Source organism: Blautia sp. DFI.3.45, assembly GCF_020593505.1.
Classification (GTDB): Bacteria; Bacillota; Clostridia; order Lachnospirales; family Lachnospiraceae; genus Blautia_A; species Blautia_A wexlerae.
On the sequence record NZ_JAJDMI010000003.1, the window covers coordinates 112407 to 132488 of the forward strand.

Here is a 20082-nt window from a genome sequence, read left to right on the forward strand (position 1 = left end):
AGGCTTAATATGTTAGCTGATAAACTAAACCTTGTGAAAAAGAATATTGAAGAGGCCTGCGATACTGCAGGGCGTTCTCCCCAAGAGGTAACTCTTATTGCGGTCAGTAAGACCAAACCGGTGGAAATGCTGAAAGAAGCATATGATGCGGGTGCAAGAGTGTTTGGGGAGAATAAGGTTCAGGAGATCTTAGATAAATACGATCAGATGCCATCAGATGTACAGTGGCACATGATCGGACATTTACAGAGAAATAAAGTGAAATATATTATTGATAAAGTATCTATGGTACACTCTGTAGATTCTGTCCGCCTGGCAGAGGCCATCGAAAAAGAGGCAGCAAAAAAAGATATCTGCATGCCGGTTCTGATCGAAGTAAATGTAGCAGGAGAGGAAAGTAAGTTTGGCCTTTCAGTCGAAGAGGTATTACCATTTCTGGAAGAAATTTCTTCTTATGAGCATCTTCAGGTAAAAGGACTTATGACAATTGCACCATTTGTAGCAAATCCTGAAGAAAACAGAGAAGTTTTTCAAAAATTAAAGAAATTAAGTGTTGACATTGCGGCCAAAAACATTAATAATGTTAATATGAGCGTCCTGAGTATGGGAATGACAAATGATTATCAGGTCGCAGTTGAGGAAGGGGCCACTATGGTGCGCGTGGGAACGGGTATCTTTGGCGAAAGAGATTACTCAATAAAAGAAGATTAAAATAAGATTGGAGATTAAAATGGGCGTTTTAGATAAATTTTTAGATGCCATCAAATTAAACGATGATTACGATGATGATGGATTCTTAGATGATGATCTGTTAGATGAGGAAGAAGATGATGACTTTCTCGATGACGATTTCGATGAGAAACCAAAGAAGAAATTTTTTGATAAATTCTCTAAGAAAAAAGAATCCGACGATAATGATGACTTCGATGATGTAGAAGAGAAAGCAGTAAAGACAGCTCCTAAACAGGCATCTGCTCCAAAACAGACCGCTTCGGCTCCGTCTAAGGTTACGGTTAAACAGGAACGCGCCGAACGCCAGACACGTCCTGTAGCATCTTCCAAGATTACTCCAATGAGAAGCAGCCGCAAATCAAATCAGGGCCCAAATATGGAAGTCTGTGTGATCAAACCTTCTTCTATGGAAGATACGCGTGAGATTGCTGACACTTTAGTAGATAATTCTACTGTTATTTTGAATCTGGAGGGAATTGATGTGGAACTGGCACAGAGGATCATCGATTTCACGTCCGGTGCATGCTATTCTTTAGGCGGCAGCCTTCAGAAAGTATCCAGCTATATCTTTGTACTTGGACCGTACAATGTAGATATTACCGGTGACCTTCAGAATATTCTGGGAGGCTCTGCTCCGTCTGTAAGAGCAGGATATTGATCCAGGATGGAAAAAGACGAATTTTTTCTTAAGAGAATCCGGGAATTGGCAAATCTCTCCTGGCAGAGAGATATCGTTACATTTTCGGATTTTCTTAATTTAAATGAACAGAATATAGTCAGTAGCCTGAAACATCAGTTTCCCCAGATTGTTATGGAGACGTCCGGAGGCTATGAGAATGCGGAGCGTCAGATGGTTGCATTTCATCCTGATGCTCTTGCTTTTACATGGGAATATCCCATCGACTGTCTGAGGATTGAACCAAAGGCTCTTAAATTCTCTGAAGAGCTTTCTCATCGTGATTATCTTGGTGCACTTCTCAATCTTGGAGTAGACAGAAGTGTGATCGGTGATATTGTTGTTCAGAAAAAAGCTGCCTGGTTTTTCTGCCAGAACAAAATGACGGAATTCTTTCTTGAAAATCTGTGCCGGGTCCGTCATACCAATATTCTGATCACAAAAGTGGAGGATTTTGATGAATTTCCACGCCCTGTCCTTGAATCTGTCAGCGGTACCTGCGCTTCGGTACGTCTGGATTCATTGATCTCGCTTGCTTTTAAGACATCCAGAAGCAGTATGGTATCTTATATTGAAGGCGGGCAGGTTTTTGTCAACGGAAAACTGATCACCAGCAACGGATATGAGCCGAAAGATGGTGACATTATATCTGTACGTGGGAAAGGACGGTTCATTTTTGACGGTGTTTCTCACCAGACAAAAAAAGGACGCTGCAGTGTGCGTATTATGCGCTATGTATAAATTTTGTAATAAAAGGAGAACAGGAAAATGGCAGAACAAAAATTACTTGTAAAACGGGAAGGAGATTTCCATTATCCTATTTATTTAAAAAATGACTTTCAGGATCTTGCCGGTGCGATCAGAGAAGAAGGACTTGAAAACCGGAAAATCTGTATTGTGACAGACAGTCATGTTGCACCTCTTTATCATGAGGCAGTTAAATCAGCTCTTCAGGAAATTTCCTCTGAAATATTCTCTTTTGTATTTGAAGCTGGTGAAAAGAACAAAAACCTGAATACAGTACAGGAATTATATAAAACTTTGATTGAGAATGAAATGGACAGAAAAGGTCTGCTGGTTGCGCTGGGTGGCGGTGTTGTAGGTGATCTGACAGGTTTCGGAGCTTCCACTTACCTGAGAGGGATTGATTTTATCCAGGTTCCTACTACGCTTCTGGCACAGGTTGACAGCAGCGTAGGAGGTAAAACAGGTGTTGACTTCCTTCAGTACAAAAACATGGTAGGAGCTTTCCATCAGCCCCGCCTTGTATATATGAATATGAGTACCCTGCAGTCTCTTCCGAATCGGGAATTCACCTGTGGAATGGGTGAAATTCTTAAGACAGGACTGATCTGCGATGAAGAGTTCTTCCGTTTTGTATGTAAGAATCAGCCTGAGATCAGTAAATTGGATCTGAGTATGCTTTCCAGAATGATCCGCAGATGCTGCGAGATCAAGGCAGGTGTGGTAGAGCGTGATCCGAAGGAGCAGGGAGAACGTGCACTTTTAAATCTTGGTCACACAGTCGGACATGCAGTCGAAAAAATGAAAAACTTTCAGCTGCTTCATGGACAGTGTGTTGGAGTCGGTCTGATCGCTGCCGCTTATCTTTCCATGCAGAGAGGATTATTAACAGAAGAAGAATACGAAGAGATCAGAAAAGGGTGCCATTCTTATAATCTTCCTCTTTCTGTTGATTCACTGAATGCCGGGGATGTCCTGGCAGCAACAAAAAAAGACAAAAAAATGGAAGCCGGTCATATTAAATTTATCCTTATGGACGGGATTGGTAAAAGTTTTATAGACAAAACTGTCACAGATGAGGAACTGCTCCAGGCAATCCGGGAGATTCTGATATGACAGCTGTTTCCTCCGTATCTTCATGTATGCACTGGATTAGAGGCTGTATTATTATCCTTTTGCTGACAATCCTGGATCAGGGAAGTAAATCTCTTGTTCTGGCACAACTGAAAGATCATCCTGATATCTCTCTCATTCCAGGAGTTCTTCAATTACGGTATCTCGAAAATCGTGGAATGGCCTTTGGATTGTTTGAAGGTAAAATTCCGGTGTTTGTGATTTTGTGCCTTTTGTTTTTTGGTGTATTTATCTATGTATATGCCAGAATCCCGAAAAACAGATATTATCTGCCGCTGTCAGTAACTGCACTGGTAATGGTTTCCGGTGCTCTTGGAAATTTTATTGACAGAGTATGCAGAGGCTATGTTGTGGATTTTATCTATTTTTCACTGATTGATTTTCCGGTATTTAATATAGCTGATATGTATGTGGTATGCAGTGGCATATTACTTGTTATGCTGGTGTGTTTCAGATACAAAAATGATGAAGATTATGACTTCTTAAGAATAAAAAAGGATTAGTATTATGGAAATTCTTAATTATCAGGTTTCTGACGGTCAGTCCGGTATCCGGATTGACCGCTATCTTTCTGAAATGAACGAAGAACTGTCACGTTCTTATATTCAAAAGCTGCTTAAAGAGCAGAAAATAACCGTCAATGGTTCTGCTGTAAAAGCCAACTACAAAGTTCAGGAAGGAGATGAAATCTCCGTAGCAGTTCCTGACATAAAAGAGCCGGATATACTTCCGGAAGATATCCCTCTGGATATTCTTTATGAAGATGATGATGTACTTATTGTAAATAAACCAAAGGGGATGGTGGTTCATCCCAGTGCCGGACATACTTCCGGAACATTGGTAAATGCTATTATGTTTCACTGTAAGGACAATCTGTCGGGGATCAATGGTGTTCTGCGTCCTGGTATTGTCCACAGAATCGATAAGGATACCACAGGTGCACTTCTTGTATGCAAGAATGATAATGCACACCGCAACCTGGCAGAACAGTTAAAAGAGCATTCTATCAGGCGTAGATACCGGGCAATCGTAGCAGGAGTACTGAAAGAAGACGAAGGGACGATCGAAGGTCCCATCGGGCGCCATCCGATTGACCGCAAAAAAATGGCTGTCAACTATAAAAACGGCAAGGATGCTGTCACACATTATAAAGTTCTGGAACGTTTCAAAAATGCCACTTATGTGGAATGCCGTCTGGAAACAGGCAGAACGCATCAGATTCGTGTGCATATGACAAGTATCGGTCATCCACTTCTGGGTGATGAAGTGTACGGTTCCGGTAAGAATCCTTATCATCTGCAGGGACAGACGCTTCATGCAATGATTCTTGGCTTTGTTCATCCATCAACGGGCGAATATATGGAGTTTACAGCTCCTTTACCTGAATATTTCGTTAAATTATTAGAAAAATTACGAAAGTAGTTTGCATTTTTTTGGAAATATTGTATAATATGTCTATCGAATATGTAACAGAAGGGAGTGCAGACTATGAATAGTACGAGTTCAATTATTACAATTGGTCGTGAGTACGGCAGTGGAGGAAGACAGATAGGTCAGGAAGTTGCCAAATATTTTGGTATTAAATGTTATGATAAAGAACTTCTCGAACATGCAGCAAATGAAAGCGGTATCTGCAAAGAACTTTTTGAGAATCATGATGAAAGACCAACTAACAGCTTTTTATATTCTCTGGTTATGGATACCTACTCATTTGGTTATTCTTCTTCAGGATTTACAGATATGCCTATGAACCACAAAATATTTCTTGCACAGTTTGACGCAATCAAGAAACTGGCCTCCGAAGGTCCATGCGTTATGGTCGGAAGATGTGCAGATTATGCGTTGTCAGAGTATAAAGACTGTTTCAGTGTATTTGTACATGCAGATATAGACTGGAGGATTAACCGTCTTTCACAGAAACATAATAAAACTGCAAAAGAAGCAAAAGACATGATCAATAAGACAGACAAGAGCCGTTCCAGTTACTATAATTACTACACCAATAAGAAATGGGGTGCTGCTTCAAGCTACAATCTCTGCGTAGACAGCAGCAAACTTGGAATTGATGGTGCAGCAAAAGCAATCATTCAGGCAATTGAGATTTTTGATTCCATAAAAAATAAATAGGATTATATTTTTACAGATACTTTACCACATCCTTGGTAAAGTATCTGTTTTTTGGATGAATTTATAACAGTCTTTTCAATTCATTCCAGATTGCCTGCGGCAATGGAATTTTGGCTTGTATGCCTCGGGATAGTGGTGTATGAACAGTAACAAGACTGCTATAATTTTTTTTAATATATATTAAATTTTCATGACATTTGTCAAAATATATGCTATAATCATACCATGTTAAAAAGGAGGACATTATGAAATTTCGTTGGGACAACCGATATTTACACTGGGGTGTAACCGCTTTTCTGGTAATTGCCGCCAGTATGCTGTTTTATTATGGCATATTTCACATGAAAACCCTGATCGTGGGAATCAAAACTTTTCTGGGAATTATGGCGCCTATTATCTATGGTGTAATCCTTGCTTATATTCTCAGTCCGCTGATCAATCTCTTTGAGCAGAAGCTGATCTATCCGCAGCTGGAAAAGCATAATATTAAGTTACAGAAAAAAGGAAAACGGGCTATTCGATGGGGATGTGTCCTTTTTTCCATGTTCCTGTTCTGGATTATCATTTACGCATTACTGATGATGGTGCTTCCTCAGTTGATCCGAAGTATCATGAGTATTATTTACAGTTTTCCGTACTATATAAAAGTTATTGAAAAGTGGCTCAATTCATTTGTTGAGCATGGATGGAAACTGAATCCTGAAATGCTCGATATGATCAACCAGTACTCTGCAAAAGCACAGGAATATCTTACTACCGATATTCTTCCGCAGATGCAGGATATGCTCAAAAATGTTTCAGCAGGTATTTTTGATATCCTGATCTTTATGAAGAATTTTCTGATCGGTGCCATTGTAGCTTTGTATGTACTTGCAGACAAAGAGAAATTTGTTGCCAAAAGCAAAATGATGGTATATGCTATATTGCCTCATAAATGGGCAAATATGCTTATACGCGTTATGCGTTTTACAGACAAGACTTTTGGTGGTTTCATATACGGAAAACTTCTGGATTCTGCTATTATTGGAATTTTGTGTTATTTTGGAATGTTGCTTTTGGATTTGCCGTATCCAATTCTTATCAGTGTAATTATCGGTGTGACAAATGTCATTCCGTTTTTTGGTCCTTACATCGGAGCCATTCCATGTATTTTGCTTATTTTAGTAGTAGATCCCATAAAAGGTCTGTATTTTGCAATTTTTATCCTGCTTCTTCAGCAGTTTGATGGAAATATCCTTGGTCCGAAAATTCTCGGAGACTCTACCGGACTTTCCAGTTTTATGGTTATTGTTGCCATCATGATCGGGGGTGGTCTCTTTGGGGTTCCGGGAATGATCGCAGGAGTTCCTGTATTTGCCGTACTTTATGCTCTGATCTGGAGACTGATCAATCATTCTCTTAATGACAAAAAAATGCCGGCAGAAGAGGAGACATATATAAATATTGACTGTCTGGATGAACAGACAGGTGAAGTACTTCCTCTTTGCAAGGAAGAAAAACACAAGGTTTCACCGGAAGAACTGGAAGCGAGAAAAAATAATTTCTTTATGAAAATATGGAATCCGCTTTCCGGACTGGTCATAACCATATGGAAATATCTCCTGCGGATTTTAAACATAATATGGGGATATATCAAAAAAGCAGGGATTTTCCTGAAGAACAGATATGTTGAATTAAAGAATAAACGAGAGAAAAATAAGTAAACCTTCACAGTTACAAAAAAAAACACACACAGGAGTTACTATGAAGAAAAAAAAGTTATATTTGACAGCTTTTCTTTTGGTTCTGGCACTGGCTCTGCAGGGGGGAATCTTTTCCGGTTTCTCTGTACCGGTTCAGGCTGCAGCAACTTCCAAAAAGCAGACAGGATTTGTGAAAAAAAACGGAAGCTGGTACTATTATGATAAGAACGGAAAAAAAGCTACCGGCTGGTACAAAAGTGCTGCAGGAAATCAGTACTATTTCGGAAAGACCGGTGCAGCCAAAGCCGGAATTCTGACCATCAGTGGAAAAAAGTACTGTTTTAATGAAAAAGGTAAAATGCTTACTACCTGGCAGACAGTAAATGGAAAAACGTATTTCTTTGATGAAAAAAAAGGATATATGCATACCGGATGGGTAACTACAGCTGCAGGGAATAAATACTATTTCTGGAATGACGGGGTGATACGATCCGGTTTCCATAAAGTAAATAATGTATATTACTGCTTTAATGAAAAAGGAAAAATGTATAAAAACTGTTTTCGCAAAAGCGGGAATTCCACCTATTATCTTCAGGCCAATGGCACTATGGCAAAAGGTCGTCTGAAAGTAAAGGGAAGCTGGTATTCCTTTAACAGAAATACCGGTCAGCTGGTCAGAAGCGGATGGTATAAAGAAACAGACGGTTCTTATTATTATGCAGCTTCAAATGGTAAACTTGTCAAAGGCTTCTATAAACCGGATTCCTATTATCGGTATTTCAGGAAATCAGATTGTAAACTGGTTACGGGATGGCAGACGATCAACGGACACAAGTATTATTTTAAGAAAACTAATGGAATCCGTTACGATGATATTATCCTGAAATCGTCATCTGGGAAAAGATATTATTTTGAGTCTGACGGAAAACTTGCCAGCAGTAAGTGGATCACGAAAAAAAGTGCTCATTATTATGCGAAATCAGATGGGGTGCTGGCCTCTGGATGGCTGACAGTAGACGGAAAGAAATATTATATGAACCCTTCTACATGTGAACGTGAAAGTGGGTGGGTTACTGTAGATGGAGAGAAGTATTACCTGAGTTCCTCCACAGGTGCTCTGGTTACAAATCAGTGGATTGATGATAATCATTATGTTGGAGAAGATGGTTCTCTTATTCCTGACTATCAGAACGGAGTTTCTTTTCGGTGGCCTTTAAGCTCCGGTTATTCCTATATCAGCAGTTATTTTGGAAACAGGGAATCTCCGGGAGGAATCGGTTCTACCAATCATAAAGGAATTGACATTCCTGCTCCTACAGGAACACCGATTTATGCGGCAGCATCAGGAACCATTGTTGCCATGCTTTCACCGGCATCGTCAGGCGGTGCCGGATATTATACCAAGATCAATCATGATGGAAAGGGACTTATCACAGAATATATGCACCAGTCTAAATTTAACCCAAATCTGAGTGTAGGAGATAAGGTCAAAAAAGGTGATATCATCGGATATGTAGGAAGCACCGGGAACAGCACCGGTCCTCATCTTCATTTTGGGGTTATGGTTAATGGGGTAAATCAGAATCCTCTGAATTATGTGAAGAGACCGTCATAATTAACCGGTTTCAGACACGCTCTAGTATATCGTTTCGCAGACAAGTGAGTGGTATAGTTATTTTCATTTTATAAATATATAAAAAAGGATATATGGTATATGAAGGAAGAATCAGAAAAAACATACACTTATTACAGAAAAGCGCAATATCATGAAACAGACCAGATGGGCATTATCCATCACTCTAATTATGTAAAATGGATGGAAGAGGCCAGGATTGGATATATGAGCCGGATGGGTTTCAGCTATAAGAAAGTAGAAGAGTTGGGAGTGATTTCCCCTGTTGTGGAAATTTCAGTTGCATATAGAAAGCAGGTTTTCTTCGATGATGAAATCCGGATCCGCGTTGGCATTAAGCAGTATAATGGAATTTCTCTGGAATTTAATTATGAATTTTTTAATGCGAGCAGAAATGAAATCTGCACAACCGCTTATTCCAGACATTGTTTTCTAAAAGATGGGAAACTGATCGCTCTCAAAAAAGAGCTTCCGGAATTGAATCGCATTATTACAGATTGTCTGTAAAACTAATGACTTTGGAAAATCACGTATAGTAGTGATCAAATCCCGGTTGGGACAGCCTATAGCGGCTTTTTCGGGAGATGACGTGTACTGGGAAGTTCCGGAAGACCTTCCCCAAATGACGAAACTTATGGTTGACGGAAAAGCCTTGTATATACATCGGGCAAACTACCAGATTATTGACAAAAAATTGCTGTAGAAAAAATTTAAATTGAACGCTAAGTAATTCAATCAATGTTTTTGACATGAAGGCAGAAAAAAGTTATTATTTGATAAATACAAACAATTAGCACGCAAAAATAAATCCGGAAACAATAAATGGATGTACTGGTTGGCAACAATAAGATAACATAAAAACATACGAAAGTAGTATGTTTTTATGTTATCTACATCTATACGACAAACGCGAGTTTTTCATATAGATGTAGGCTGCAGCTGTCTTTGCGCTGTAATCGTTTATTGACAAAGGCATTTTCTCTGCAATTATTAATCATTATCAACTTTGATGATTTATATGTCTTAAATATTCTCAACAATATTCTTAACATTAAGAAGTTATAAAATAATTTTTTTAAGGAGATTTTTTATGGATAAATATATTGATTATTATAATGATAGCAAGAAAGTCACTTATCACGAACAGACCGATATTTCAAATATTTTGAAGCTTCGAGCTGTTTTGAAAACACTGCCTGATTTCTGCAAGGATTATTTTCGTGCTATGGATCCGCTTACTACTACCAAAACACGAATTTCCTATGCGTATGATATCCGAATCTTTTTTCAGTTTCTCCTGGATGAAAATCCTGCCTTTAAGGACTATTCCATGAAAGATTTTACCGTTGATGTTCTGGATCAGCTTAAAGCTATAGATATCGAGGAATATCAGGAATATCTTAAAGTATATAAAAATGGTGATAAAACAGAAACCAATGGTGAACGTGGCCTGAAAAGAAAAATTTCTGCATTGAGAAGTTTTTATGCATATTATTATAAACATGAATTTATCCAGACGAACCCAACTGTTCTTGTAGATGTTCCGAAAACTCATGAAAAAAATATTATACGTCTTGATGCTGATGAAGTTGCCATGTTATTGGATCATATAGAGCACTGCGGTGATGAGCTTACCGGACAGAAACGTGTTTATTATGAAAAAACCAAGGAGCGTGATCTTGCCATCGTTACTCTCCTGCTTGGTACCGGGATTCGTGTATCTGAATGTGTAGGACTTGATGTTGAAGATGTTGATTTTAAAAATAATGGGATTAAAGTCACCCGAAAAGGTGGAAATGAAATGGTTGTATATTTTGGACATGAGGTAGAAAAAGCTTTGAAAAAGTACTTGGAAGTTCGTAAGAATATCGTTCCTGTAGCAGGGCATGAACACGCTCTCTTCTACTCTACCCAGCGAAAAAGGATTGGCATCCAGGCTGTTGAAAATCTGGTAAAAAAATACGCAGGTGCCATTACGACCACAAAAAAAATCACACCACACAAGCTTCGCAGTACTTACGGTACTACTTTGTATCAGGAAACAGGCGATATTTACCTTGTAGCCGATGTATTAGGTCACAGAGATGTAAACACCACAAAGAAACATTATGCAGCTATGGATGATGCAAGACGTCGTAAGGCGGCCACAGCGGTGCATTTACGCGAAGATTAAAAACATAAAAAGATAAGTATGAAAAATGACAGATATGTCTCTGGAGTTTTGTATAGACTTTAAATAACAGACATAAGACATATCTGTCACATACTTGATTCTGTTTGGGTTATGATATGTTTTTCAGAATTCTATTTACTAACTGTTAAAGCTATTTTTATTTATCAAAATCAGTTTCAAATACGCCTTCCGGAGTACGTATTGTCAGTAACCCAAGATTGAATTCATCATCCATTACAGTAATATGATATTCAAAAATAACATCATCTTCAACCTTGGAAAGTAAAACGTAAGAGCCATTTTCTTTTCCTTCAATTTGGTCGCAGATATCTCCGTAAACCATTTCACCGGAAATTGCTCTTGAATATCCTGCATCTTTAATTTTTTGCTCAATTATTCTGTATAATTCTTCCATATATCTCTCATCTCCTAATATTTATTGTTTTTCCATGATAACAGGTATGCTTACAAAATGCAATAAAAAGGATATCTGCTGAAAATATCTTAACAGGTATCCTTTTTATTTATGTTATGTAGTTTTTAGTATTAATAATAAAAGATGGTTATAAAGCTACACTGATCTTACCATGGAGCGCTTCAGGAATCTCTTCTTTGTCTAAAGATACGCTAATTACAAAAGTAACATTAAATTGTTTACCAATCTCATCTAACTGTCCCAGAGTACCTGTAATGTCTTTATCTTCCAATTTTGCTACCTTAAGGAAACTGTCAAGATAAATCTGCTCAAGATCGTGATCCTGAGAAAGGATACCACAGATAAATCCTACAAATTCATCTGCATTCTTAATAGGGAATCCGGATACATCAATAAGACGTACTTTATTGTTGAGTTCATACATATGTTTTGTGCTCTTGTCTAAGTAGACAATACTTCCATTTGCCTCTTTTACCGCACCATTTACCTTATCTAACAGTACTTTTGTTTTGCCCTTGCCTTTCTTTCCTACAATCAGTTCAACCATGCTGTTTTCCTCCTTAGACACATATAATATTAATTTAGACTAAAAACTTTAATTAATATGTTTTATATTATAGTGCATATTATTCAAAAACACAAGTGGTATTTATATTTTTTTGTGAAATTTTGTTGAAAATATAAAAATTATATGTTTTTACTGGATTTTTGGAGATAATTATCACTATGGAATACTTCTGTTTGATTTCAGAACTCTTTGTATTTTCTTATATCTTCTTATATCTTGGTATGTGTTTGGTGTAAAATTGGTGTAATAAAGCTCTTTTTGACCGTTTCAGAATCAAATTGGTGTAAGCTTATTGTTACAGAACTGTTAATTTTGATGTAAGCTAGCTATTTTTTATCTAAAAATGGTGTAAGATTATTACATTACGAAATACGTCTATTATTTAGCTTCTGAATTTCGTTTGTCAAGCGTTCATCTGTAACATGATTATACAATTCCATCGTCATTTTCATAGAAGCATGACCCATGATATCCTGCAATGTTCTTGGATCAACTCCGGCTTCTGCCATACGAGAGCATGATGTATGTCTCAGGAGATGTGGATGTATATGTGGTAATGGCTCTATTGTTCCACCAAACTTTTTGATATCAGAATTATAATCATCTACAATACGATTCAGAATACGTCCAATAGTTTGTGTGATAAATGGTTTATTTTGCCTGTTAGAAAATACAAAATCCTTATATCCATCTATTTCGATCTCTGTTTTCTTATCCATCTCAATCTGATTTTTCATCTGTTCCATAAGAGCATCCCTTGCGGCATTTGATAATGGAACATTACGAACACCAGATTTAGATTTAGGAGTAAGTATTTGATATTGACAAGCATCTTTTCCTACATTGTTGTATTGTAACTGGTGAGTGATATTTACAAAGCCATGTTCTAAATCTACATCATCCCATGTCAAACCACAAACCTCTCCAACTCTCAGAGCAGTTTCAAGTATAAATACAAACAATGGATAATAATATGCATACTTGCTATTTTTAATGTATGTAAGAAAATTATCCTGCTGCACCATTGTTGATATACTGAACATCAAACTGTGTCAGATGTTCAATGATTAAACAGTTTTTATACCACACCTTAATATTAAGAACATTCGGCACCATTGTTGACACTCTAAGATCAACTTCATCTATGAGTTGGCTCTTACACTCTTCTACTTGTTCACTTAAAGGCTTAATTCCAGAATGTGCCAATGACTTATAATATTCGTTAGCTTCATCATAGGTTGAAAATATATCGCACAAATTATATGGTGGATAACTTATAGCAAAATCGCAGCATTGATCTTCAACCCAAACGATATATTTGCCTTTATATTTTGTCATTACAACATAAGCAGGTATATGATTCTCATTGTACGATGACTCTTCCTCAAAGAATCCATAAACATCACTTTTAATTTCTTCGGTATCTTCCAAATCATCAATATAATCAATGAACTCTGTAATTTTATCTTCCGTATCTAATCCAATTGTCCGAAATTTTTCATTCATATGAATTGATTCTCCTTTTATCTATCCGCATTGAAATCAACAAAAAATATCTGTCTCTCACATTCATCCTTATATTTCGGATATGTATTAGCAATTTTTTCAAGTACCGCAATTTTAACTTCTGGATAAGCTTCTACTGATCCTACTTTTCCATCAATACTGCCAAGAAAATTATCATAACTTACCAAATTATGTCTGATATAGTTTACAATCCAACGATTGATAGTTTCTTCATTGGCTGTATAAGCATTTTTCATATATGGCTCATCAATCCAATCACCATTTAAAGAACATGGATGACATTGATACCACTCTTGTTTTGCTTTTAGTGCCTTAGTCTTTAATTCTTCATCCGATAAAACTTTTATAGTAATTGAATCTATAAACAACTGAACACTATGATTCATATTGCTATACTTAGTTTCGACTGCTTTACTTGCTGATTTCTTACGCTTATTAGCTTTCTCCATAGCATCTTGAAATTCTGATGTTGTCATTACCTGCTTAACGGTATCTTCATCCCACAATCTCATAGGAGCAGCCTTTCTATAATGAGGATTCGCTTTCAATACTGGATCTGGAAGAAATTTACTGATTAAACTTTTCGTCCATCCATACTCTTCAATAATTCTTGACTGAGTAATCATTTTATTATCATTCATAATACATAGCTCTCCTTTCTCTCAGTGGACAGATGCAACTCCATCCACTGATATTGATATATATTTCTCTGTGTGTCTTAAAGTTCCACTACATATTTACGTGATGGAATCTCAATCTCTTTATCAAGTTTAATTGACTGATTCACAATCATTCTGAGGACTTTGCAAACATACTCTTCGTCACCTCTGATTTCAGAAGGCTTTATCAGTATCAGATATGGATCAAGTTCATTGGCATGTTTTACAAGAAAATCAGCATATTCTTGTGAAGTAATCGATAAAATGCTACATAAATTAGTAGAAGATTCTGGACTAATGATGGCTATATTATCAGCGCCATTATACGATTTACCCAATTATAATAGGCGCAAATTTTTTAAAGAATTCTCATTATTGCTAGAAAAATATAGCAATTCTTCTGATTATTAAATCTTAATTTTGAAAAGCCCCCAGGATTAACTCCCGAGGACTTTCATACTGCTCATATTAAATTGTGATCACATTATTCAAGCAATCAGATTATTAATGGATTCTAACTCATATACAGTAAATGGATCAATGTCAATACAACTGGATTCATCTCTGTTGCCAGAAAGATCCCATGCAAGAGTACCATTCATAACGGTACAAGCTTCCTTAAATGCATCAATATCTCTTAATGGCTTAAATATTTCTGCTTTCAAATCTTCTGTAGCATCATAGTCTACAATCTTACCGTCATCAAAGAATACCTGTACATGAAAATTATCCAATGGTATCACCTGTACTACTGTTGGAAAATATTCGTTCATATTGTTATAGTCCTATTATTTTAATCAAAACAAATCACTATGACTTCCAGTTCTTGTCAAATATAGGAATAGTTCATCTTCATAGACTTCATAAATCAACAACCAATCAGGAGCAATATGACATTCTCTGCAATTACTATAATTTCCTGAAAGATTATGATCTCGATTCTTCGGCGGTAATATTTCACCATTTGCCAATTTTTTGATGATATCAGTCATTAATCTCATATCGTATCCACGTTTCTGAATACGTTTTAAGTCTTTTTGAAACTTACTGGTCGGCTTAACCGTATATTTCATGCTAATAATTCCTCCATCATCTTGTCCACATCTGTATATGCTTTTCCAAGAGAAGGATTCTGTTTCATCTGCTGCACTTCATTAATTGCTGATATTGTTTCACTGTTTGGTATTTCTCTGGTAATCTCAAACGGTATTCCCTGTTCTCTGATTGCCTGTTTTACAAAAATTGTGAATGCAGTTGTCAGATTCATACCTAAATCATTGAAAAGATCTTCTGCTTGTTTCTTTAAATTATCATCCATTCTAATTGATACATTTGCCATAAATCCACCTGCTTTCTAATCTATTTATATTATCATTATATAGCTTATGCAATGCATTGTCAATACTATGCATTATTTCAAGAATTATATCTTTTCCATCCTTATATAAATATCTGCATCGGCAGCAGACATCTTATACTCGTTTCTACACAATATATTAATGAACTAACCATCAAATTTCAACGATAATGCTTTAAGGGTAAAGTTGTTAGGGTAGATGGTTTTCGTTGGAAATTTAAGGTTATATATAAGGATTTTCAGCATAGAATTGATTCTGTGAGGGATGGTTATGGTTATACGGATGACTGTATTAGTTCCCTTCCGTTATTATAAGCAGGATAACGGAAGTCTTATGAAAAAGCCCTCCGTCCTGTCTATAGAAGTAAACTAAATATTACTTCCGTTCCTGTTTCTAAACAACTGACTTCGGTTTTTAAACAACGAATTTATCGCATTTTTCCGTTGTCTGATGCGTTTCTAAACCGACAGAAATTTGAACCTACCCTTAAAATCCCATCACATCAGGTTCTTCCCATTTGAGATAATCTCCATACGCTTCGCAAGCACGATTTAACACAGTACCAGATTTAAACTTTGCCTTATATCTTTCTGGAATCTCATACACATTTTTGCCTGTTCTTTCCATTCCAGAACATGTTTTTTTTCTTTATAAAATTTAGGTTCTACAGTGAAAAATCCTAATAATACCAGTTTATCTCCCTTAGCCAAAATATCCTCTATAGTGTGAAGCATATAACGGATTGTCCAGTATGTATTCCAGTAGTCTCCACCTATCCTATTTTTTGGTATTCTCTCATATTCTTTGAATCTATTAGCTTCTCTCATTTTATCATGTACCATTTTGGTAAATTCTGCTTCATATATTGTTTTGTTCATCGTCTTTTCCTCCTTGCTTTTGTTCTATGAAATCACCATTTCTTTGATAATATTTTTAAGCACTAAAATAAGCCCACGTACCTATTGTTATAAAAGTACATGGACTTATTCAGATGTTTAAATGTTCTTGTATTGTTATAGATGTAATGCTATATTCTGTGGTGTAAATTTGGTGTATTTATACCTGTTTAACACCTGTTTTCCCTTGATTTTACGGGATAAAATCGTAAATGTGATATTATATGCATATTATTCAAAAACACAAGTGGTATTTATATTTTTTTGTGAAATTTTGTTGAAAATATGTTACTGTTCACACACCACTGTCCCGCGAGGTGTTTTGGCATATTCATGCCAAAATCCCGAGATATTTATTTTTTTCAATGGGTAAAAAAGCTATACAATTCCAGGTATTCCTTTTCTGTTTCCTCGAAAGCCCGTACCGTATAATCTATTGTAATATGAATTTCCGGTGCTTCCCTTTCCTGGGGGTCATTTAGCAGGTATGTAAGGTCAAACCAGAGCATAGCATCATCGATTTCTTTTAATAATTGTTCTTCTTTTGCGTTTAATGGGCTCCCAAGATATTTCTGATAGATCAGATCCAGCAGATTTTTCTCCTGCTCTTTATATCCTGAGAGGGTTTTCTTGAATGGTCTTGGCACATCAGATAAATAGCATTCGCTGGCATCGTGCAGAAGGCAGGCAAATGCCACACGCCTGGAATATCCTCGCGCAAGGGCTTCTCTGGCACAGTTGATGCAATGCTGACCTACTGAAAAAAAAGTTTTTACCTGTCCGTTTCCGCGGCAGATCAAAGATAAGGCATGTGCAATATCTTCGATACAGATCATATCCGGATCCGGATGTAATGGATCTATATGTCTGCCTGTGTATGTTGTAATACAATTGTTATTCATGATCTTTCACCTCGTTCTTTTATGTAACCGGAATTCTTGTAACAGCAAAGTGGATGGTCTTGTACGACCCCTGTCGGAAGACTTTATTATGTTATAGGTGTTATAAAAACATTGCGGAGAATTTTCTATAACATAAAACGGATACAATTAATGATAACTGTATCCGTTTTATATTGACTAACTGTTGATATTCTGAAGCAGTGAATTCATCTCCTGATACAGAAGTTCTTTCGTAGCAGCTCCCATTACAATTGAAACAAAAGTTTTTCCGTATGCATTCTGTGTAAGGATTGCAAGACAATTGCCGGCTACTTCTGTTGTTCCGGTTTTACCACCGAGAATTGTAACATCTTTTGGGGCTGTTGCCTCTCCGGTAAGATAATGGTCTGTTGCGGTAAGCGTGGTGCTTTTTTCAGTTCCGTCTGAGCCTGTATAGGTTACTGTATAAGACGGCAACTCTGTAATTTCTGTAAATTCAGGGTAGGTGAATGCTTCATTCAGCATCAGATAAATATCATATGGTGTTGTATAGTGATTTTCATCCTGCAGTCCATGTGGATTGGAAAAATGTGTTCCTGTACATCCAAGCTTTGCGGCATAATCATTCATCATCTGTACGAAGTTCTCTGTATTGCCTCCAACATATTCCGCAATGGCAGAAGCTGCATCATTGCCGGAATATACAAGCAGACAGTGGAGAAGCTGATCAAGGGTAACCTGATCGCCGGCCACAAATCCGCAGACCTGTGATCCATCCTCCAGTGTAACATTATCCTGAGTGATCGTGACAGTGTCATTCAGTTTTCCACTTTGTAATGCAAGCATTGCTGTCATGATCTTGGTAATACTTGCAGGATACACCTTATCATAAATGCCGTTTGCATACAGTACTTTATGATTGCTCAGACTGAACAGTAGCCCTTTCTGTCCATCTTCCAGCTGGGCATTCTTAATACGATCAACATTTCCTTTGGGGGAAACGCATAATTTCTGGGCGAAAGATTCTGTTCTCATATTTTCCTTAGCTGCAAGGGCATTTGTGAAAACTTCAGAAGAATCAAAAGCCTGTTCAGGAGTACCAAAATAATTTCCGCTTAATATATTCCATCCGTAAAAAACACCGCCGGCAGCTGCAAGAATCACAAATACACCAACCAGAATCCTGAATATATGTTTTAATCTCTGACGCTTTTTATGATATTTTGTACGTAGCAAAGCCTGATGCTCCTCTGTTTGTCTGGATGGCATCTGCGATTTCGGCAGTTTGACTGTCTGAAGCGGTCTGGAAGGTTTGTGTCTGTGCGGAGCTGTAGATTTGTATGGAACAGCAGATTTCTTTTCCGGTATTTTACCGGAAGATTTCTTTTTTGTTCTCATAAGTAATCCTCTCTTCTGTCAATTTCTTTTTGAATAATTTCTTTATTGTATGTGCTGCTCTGAAGTCCTACATTGAGTACAAGCCCCATACCAATATACAGACTTACCAGCGAAGTCAGTCCATAGCTTACAAAAGGAAGGGGAGTTCCCGTATTAGGCGCAAGACCTGTTGCAACACAGATATTAATGAAGCTCTGTAGTGCGATCAGGCCGCCGATTCCACAGCAAAGAACCTTTCCTGACAAATCTTTTGCCCGAAGACTCATCCGGATACATTCAAAGGCAATTGCCAAAAGTAGCAATACAATTATCACGCATCCAATAAATCCGTACTCTTCACCTGCAACAGCAAAAATAAAGTCTGTCTGATTCTCTGCCACGAAGTTTCCCTGATTTACAGAAGTTGTACTGTCATCACCGCTTAATTTCTTACCAACCAGTTCCCCTGAAGCAATTGCAGTTTTAGAGTTATTCTGCTGTTCAATATCATCCGAGTATTCTTCGTTTTCCGGATACAAAAAAGACATGATACGGCTTCTCTGGTAATCCTTGAGCAGTTTCTGATCCGGCTGGACAACAATTGATAAAAAAATAATGGTCAATGGAACAGCAATAAGCAGTGCTCCTCCGATGATCTTATAGCTTAAACCTGCAATATAGATCATAATACAGAAAATTACTACAACAGTAATTGTATTTTTCAGGTCCGGCTGTTCCAGGATCAGGAACAGAGGTACTGCCAGTAACACGCCGGATAATGCCAGCGTTTTAAGTGTATTCAGTGTTTCCTCATGATCCATAAAAAATTTTGCAAAGAATACGATCAGGATAATCTTTGATAATTCTGTCGGCTGAAATCGGAAAGATCCGATACCGATCCATCTGGCAGCACCGTTGGCACTGTCACCCGCAATACGCACAACGATCAGCATGATAATATTAAATCCATACATGATCCACTGAAAGTTCATGATCCATGAGTAATCCAGCAAAGAAAGGATCAGCATGACAATAAGTCCAAGTATTACTCCGGCAAACTGCTTTGATCGCAGGTCCGATGCTGCTGTGCCTACCAGTGTAACTCCTATCAGGCTGATCGCCAGCAGGAAAATGATCAGTCTGAAATTGTAAAATCTTAATTTATATTGCTTTAACATAATTTATCTGTCCTTTTTAGTAACTGTGAAGATACCAAACGGTTATCCTTTTTGTTTAAAACAGGAATATACGCATGGAGTACTGCAGGTTCCTGCGTAATCTGGATTTTTACCTGTTCTTCATCAATAGTAAGGTATTTTTTTACGGTATGTATCATATCATTCCGCAACATTTTCATCATCTGTGGAGAGCAGTCGATACGTTCCGAGATCAGCAGAAGCTTCATGCGGTCTCTTGCATATCCGGCTGAACGCTTCTTTTCTTTAAAAAAAGCTTTCACACAGATTCCCCCTTATAAAT

General features: G+C 37.3%; 25 protein-coding genes. 12 read left to right on the forward strand and 13 right to left on the reverse strand.

The window, feature by feature from the left end; all coding sequences use genetic code 11:
- Positions 1–9: 9 nt before the first annotated feature.
- The 12 genes from LJE09_RS02035 to LJE09_RS02090 all read left to right on the forward strand — a co-directional run bounded on the left by LJE09_RS02035 (position 10) and on the right by LJE09_RS02090 (position 10901).
- Positions 10–711, forward strand: coding sequence for a YggS family pyridoxal phosphate-dependent enzyme (locus tag LJE09_RS02035; RefSeq protein ID WP_022381240.1), 702 nt, complete (start codon positions 10–12; stop codon positions 709–711).
- Between the two features lie 19 nt (positions 712–730).
- The gene (locus LJE09_RS02040) at positions 731–1390 is read left to right on the forward strand and encodes a cell division protein SepF (RefSeq protein WP_022381241.1); all 660 of its coding nucleotides are present in this window, start codon (positions 731–733) and stop codon (positions 1388–1390) included.
- 6 nt (positions 1391–1396) lie between these two features.
- Positions 1397–2149 (forward strand): YlmH family RNA-binding protein, encoded by a 753-nt coding sequence (locus LJE09_RS02045; protein ID WP_022381242.1) that lies wholly within the window; start codon positions 1397–1399, stop codon positions 2147–2149.
- 27 nt (positions 2150–2176) lie between these two features.
- Positions 2177–3268 (forward strand): 3-dehydroquinate synthase, encoded by a 1092-nt coding sequence (gene aroB, locus LJE09_RS02050; protein WP_022381243.1) that lies wholly within the window; start codon positions 2177–2179, stop codon positions 3266–3268.
- On the forward strand, positions 3265–3789 hold the full coding sequence (gene lspA / locus LJE09_RS02055; RefSeq protein WP_008703139.1) for a signal peptidase II: 525 nt from the start codon (positions 3265–3267) through the stop codon (positions 3787–3789). Before aroB ends, lspA begins: the two co-directional genes overlap by 4 nt.
- A gap of 4 nt (positions 3790–3793) precedes the next feature.
- Positions 3794–4708 carry an RluA family pseudouridine synthase gene (locus LJE09_RS02060; protein WP_008703141.1) on the forward strand — a complete coding sequence of 305 codons (915 nt, stop codon included), beginning with the start codon at positions 3794–3796 and terminating at the stop codon, positions 4706–4708.
- 66 nt (positions 4709–4774) lie between these two features.
- Positions 4775–5413, forward strand: coding sequence for a cytidylate kinase-like family protein (locus LJE09_RS02065; RefSeq protein ID WP_022381244.1), 639 nt, complete (start codon positions 4775–4777; stop codon positions 5411–5413).
- Between the two features lie 245 nt (positions 5414–5658).
- A complete protein-coding gene (locus tag LJE09_RS02070) occupies positions 5659–7116 on the forward strand; it encodes an AI-2E family transporter (protein ID WP_022381245.1) in 1458 nt (485 codons plus the stop codon).
- 40 nt (positions 7117–7156) lie between these two features.
- Complete coding sequence (locus tag LJE09_RS02075; RefSeq protein ID WP_022381246.1) at positions 7157–8710, forward strand: peptidoglycan DD-metalloendopeptidase family protein; 1554 nt, start codon at positions 7157–7159, stop codon at positions 8708–8710.
- Positions 8711–8809: 99 nt separating this feature from the next.
- Positions 8810–9235 carry an acyl-CoA thioesterase gene (locus LJE09_RS02080; RefSeq protein ID WP_008703146.1) on the forward strand — a complete coding sequence of 142 codons (426 nt, stop codon included), beginning with the start codon at positions 8810–8812 and terminating at the stop codon, positions 9233–9235.
- Entirely contained in the window at positions 9225–9431 is a 207-nt protein-coding gene (locus LJE09_RS18655; protein ID WP_226839706.1) for a DUF5052 family protein, read from the forward strand. Before LJE09_RS02080 ends, LJE09_RS18655 begins: the two co-directional genes overlap by 11 nt.
- A 387-nt stretch (positions 9432–9818) precedes the next feature.
- Positions 9819–10901 carry a tyrosine-type recombinase/integrase gene (locus LJE09_RS02090; protein ID WP_055052780.1) on the forward strand — a complete coding sequence of 361 codons (1083 nt, stop codon included), beginning with the start codon at positions 9819–9821 and terminating at the stop codon, positions 10899–10901.
- A 157-nt stretch (positions 10902–11058) separates the two neighbouring features.
- Here the strand turns inward: LJE09_RS02090 and LJE09_RS02095 are convergent, their stop codons facing one another.
- The 13 genes from LJE09_RS02095 to minE form a co-directional block, all read right to left on the reverse strand.
- Positions 11059–11316 (reverse strand): hypothetical protein, encoded by a 258-nt coding sequence (locus LJE09_RS02095; RefSeq protein WP_118568848.1) that lies wholly within the window; start codon positions 11314–11316, stop codon positions 11059–11061.
- 148 nt (positions 11317–11464) lie between these two features.
- A complete protein-coding gene (locus LJE09_RS02100; RefSeq protein ID WP_008703153.1) occupies positions 11465–11884 on the reverse strand; it encodes a hypothetical protein in 420 nt (139 codons plus the stop codon).
- 383 nt (positions 11885–12267) lie between these two features.
- Positions 12268–12948 (reverse strand): site-specific integrase, encoded by a 681-nt coding sequence (locus LJE09_RS02105; RefSeq protein WP_008703154.1) that lies wholly within the window; start codon positions 12946–12948, stop codon positions 12268–12270.
- Positions 12914–13411, reverse strand: a complete 498-nt coding sequence (locus LJE09_RS02110) for a hypothetical protein (RefSeq protein WP_022379980.1) — start codon at positions 13409–13411, stop codon at positions 12914–12916. Before LJE09_RS02110 ends, LJE09_RS02105 begins: the two co-directional genes overlap by 35 nt.
- A 17-nt stretch (positions 13412–13428) precedes the next feature.
- Positions 13429–14073, reverse strand: coding sequence for a hypothetical protein (locus LJE09_RS02115; RefSeq protein ID WP_008703158.1), 645 nt, complete (start codon positions 14071–14073; stop codon positions 13429–13431).
- Positions 14074–14579: 506 nt separating this feature from the next.
- Complete coding sequence (locus tag LJE09_RS02120) at positions 14580–14864, reverse strand: DUF2442 domain-containing protein (RefSeq protein WP_055053093.1); 285 nt, start codon at positions 14862–14864, stop codon at positions 14580–14582.
- A gap of 24 nt (positions 14865–14888) precedes the next feature.
- The gene (locus tag LJE09_RS02125; RefSeq protein WP_428845675.1) at positions 14889–15173 is read right to left on the reverse strand and encodes a type II toxin-antitoxin system YafQ family toxin; all 285 of its coding nucleotides are present in this window, start codon (positions 15171–15173) and stop codon (positions 14889–14891) included.
- Positions 15161–15430: a type II toxin-antitoxin system RelB/DinJ family antitoxin gene (locus LJE09_RS02130; protein ID WP_008703163.1), complete on the reverse strand. Its 270-nt coding sequence runs from the start codon at positions 15428–15430 to the stop codon at positions 15161–15163. Before LJE09_RS02130 ends, LJE09_RS02125 begins: the two co-directional genes overlap by 13 nt.
- 570 nt (positions 15431–16000) lie before the next feature.
- Positions 16001–16327 (reverse strand): hypothetical protein, encoded by a 327-nt coding sequence (locus LJE09_RS02135; RefSeq protein WP_118566055.1) that lies wholly within the window; start codon positions 16325–16327, stop codon positions 16001–16003.
- Between the two features lie 380 nt (positions 16328–16707).
- Complete coding sequence (locus LJE09_RS02140; protein ID WP_227310931.1) at positions 16708–17247, reverse strand: hypothetical protein; 540 nt, start codon at positions 17245–17247, stop codon at positions 16708–16710.
- Between the two features lie 177 nt (positions 17248–17424).
- A complete protein-coding gene (locus LJE09_RS02145; RefSeq protein ID WP_022379978.1) occupies positions 17425–18624 on the reverse strand; it encodes a D-alanyl-D-alanine carboxypeptidase family protein in 1200 nt (399 codons plus the stop codon).
- Positions 18621–19781 carry an FtsW/RodA/SpoVE family cell cycle protein gene (locus tag LJE09_RS02150; protein WP_008703169.1) on the reverse strand — a complete coding sequence of 387 codons (1161 nt, stop codon included), beginning with the start codon at positions 19779–19781 and terminating at the stop codon, positions 18621–18623. The genes LJE09_RS02145 and LJE09_RS02150 overlap by 4 nt, the downstream gene beginning before the upstream one ends.
- Complete coding sequence (minE, locus tag LJE09_RS02155; protein ID WP_020993911.1) at positions 19775–20062, reverse strand: cell division topological specificity factor MinE; 288 nt, start codon at positions 20060–20062, stop codon at positions 19775–19777. The genes LJE09_RS02150 and minE overlap by 7 nt, the downstream gene beginning before the upstream one ends.
- Between the last annotated feature and the right edge of the window lie 20 nt (positions 20063–20082).

Coding starts and splice junctions, on each gene's coding strand:
- lspA (WP_008703139.1), top strand. CDS start 3,265: ATGACAGCTGTTTCCTCCGTATCTTCATGTATGCACTGGATTAGAGGC.
- LJE09_RS02095 (WP_118568848.1), bottom strand. CDS start 11,316: ATGGAAGAATTATACAGAATAATTGAGCAAAAAATTAAAGATGCAGGA.
- LJE09_RS02105 (WP_008703154.1), bottom strand. CDS start 12,948: ATGTTCAGTATATCAACAATGGTGCAGCAGGATAATTTTCTTACATAC.
- LJE09_RS02080 (WP_008703146.1), top strand. CDS start 8,810: ATGAAGGAAGAATCAGAAAAAACATACACTTATTACAGAAAAGCGCAA.
- LJE09_RS02075 (WP_022381246.1), top strand. CDS start 7,157: ATGAAGAAAAAAAAGTTATATTTGACAGCTTTTCTTTTGGTTCTGGCA.
- LJE09_RS02135 (WP_118566055.1), bottom strand. CDS start 16,327: ATGAACAAAACAATATATGAAGCAGAATTTACCAAAATGGTACATGAT.
- LJE09_RS02120 (WP_055053093.1), bottom strand. CDS start 14,864: ATGAACGAATATTTTCCAACAGTAGTACAGGTGATACCATTGGATAAT.
- LJE09_RS02065 (WP_022381244.1), top strand. CDS start 4,775: ATGAATAGTACGAGTTCAATTATTACAATTGGTCGTGAGTACGGCAGT.
- LJE09_RS02060 (WP_008703141.1), top strand. CDS start 3,794: ATGGAAATTCTTAATTATCAGGTTTCTGACGGTCAGTCCGGTATCCGG.
- aroB (WP_022381243.1), top strand. CDS start 2,177: ATGGCAGAACAAAAATTACTTGTAAAACGGGAAGGAGATTTCCATTAT.
- LJE09_RS02110 (WP_022379980.1), bottom strand. CDS start 13,411: ATGAATGAAAAATTTCGGACAATTGGATTAGATACGGAAGATAAAATT.
- LJE09_RS02040 (WP_022381241.1), top strand. CDS start 731: ATGGGCGTTTTAGATAAATTTTTAGATGCCATCAAATTAAACGATGAT.
- LJE09_RS02130 (WP_008703163.1), bottom strand. CDS start 15,430: ATGGCAAATGTATCAATTAGAATGGATGATAATTTAAAGAAACAAGCA.
- LJE09_RS02045 (WP_022381242.1), top strand. CDS start 1,397: ATGGAAAAAGACGAATTTTTTCTTAAGAGAATCCGGGAATTGGCAAAT.
- LJE09_RS02145 (WP_022379978.1), bottom strand. CDS start 18,624: ATGAGAACAAAAAAGAAATCTTCCGGTAAAATACCGGAAAAGAAATCT.
- LJE09_RS02150 (WP_008703169.1), bottom strand. CDS start 19,781: ATGTTAAAGCAATATAAATTAAGATTTTACAATTTCAGACTGATCATT.
- LJE09_RS02115 (WP_008703158.1), bottom strand. CDS start 14,073: ATGAATGATAATAAAATGATTACTCAGTCAAGAATTATTGAAGAGTAT.
- LJE09_RS02100 (WP_008703153.1), bottom strand. CDS start 11,884: ATGGTTGAACTGATTGTAGGAAAGAAAGGCAAGGGCAAAACAAAAGTA.
- LJE09_RS02090 (WP_055052780.1), top strand. CDS start 9,819: ATGGATAAATATATTGATTATTATAATGATAGCAAGAAAGTCACTTAT.
- LJE09_RS02035 (WP_022381240.1), top strand. CDS start 10: ATGTTAGCTGATAAACTAAACCTTGTGAAAAAGAATATTGAAGAGGCC.
- LJE09_RS02140 (WP_227310931.1), bottom strand. CDS start 17,247: ATGAATAACAATTGTATTACAACATACACAGGCAGACATATAGATCCA.
- LJE09_RS02070 (WP_022381245.1), top strand. CDS start 5,659: ATGAAATTTCGTTGGGACAACCGATATTTACACTGGGGTGTAACCGCT.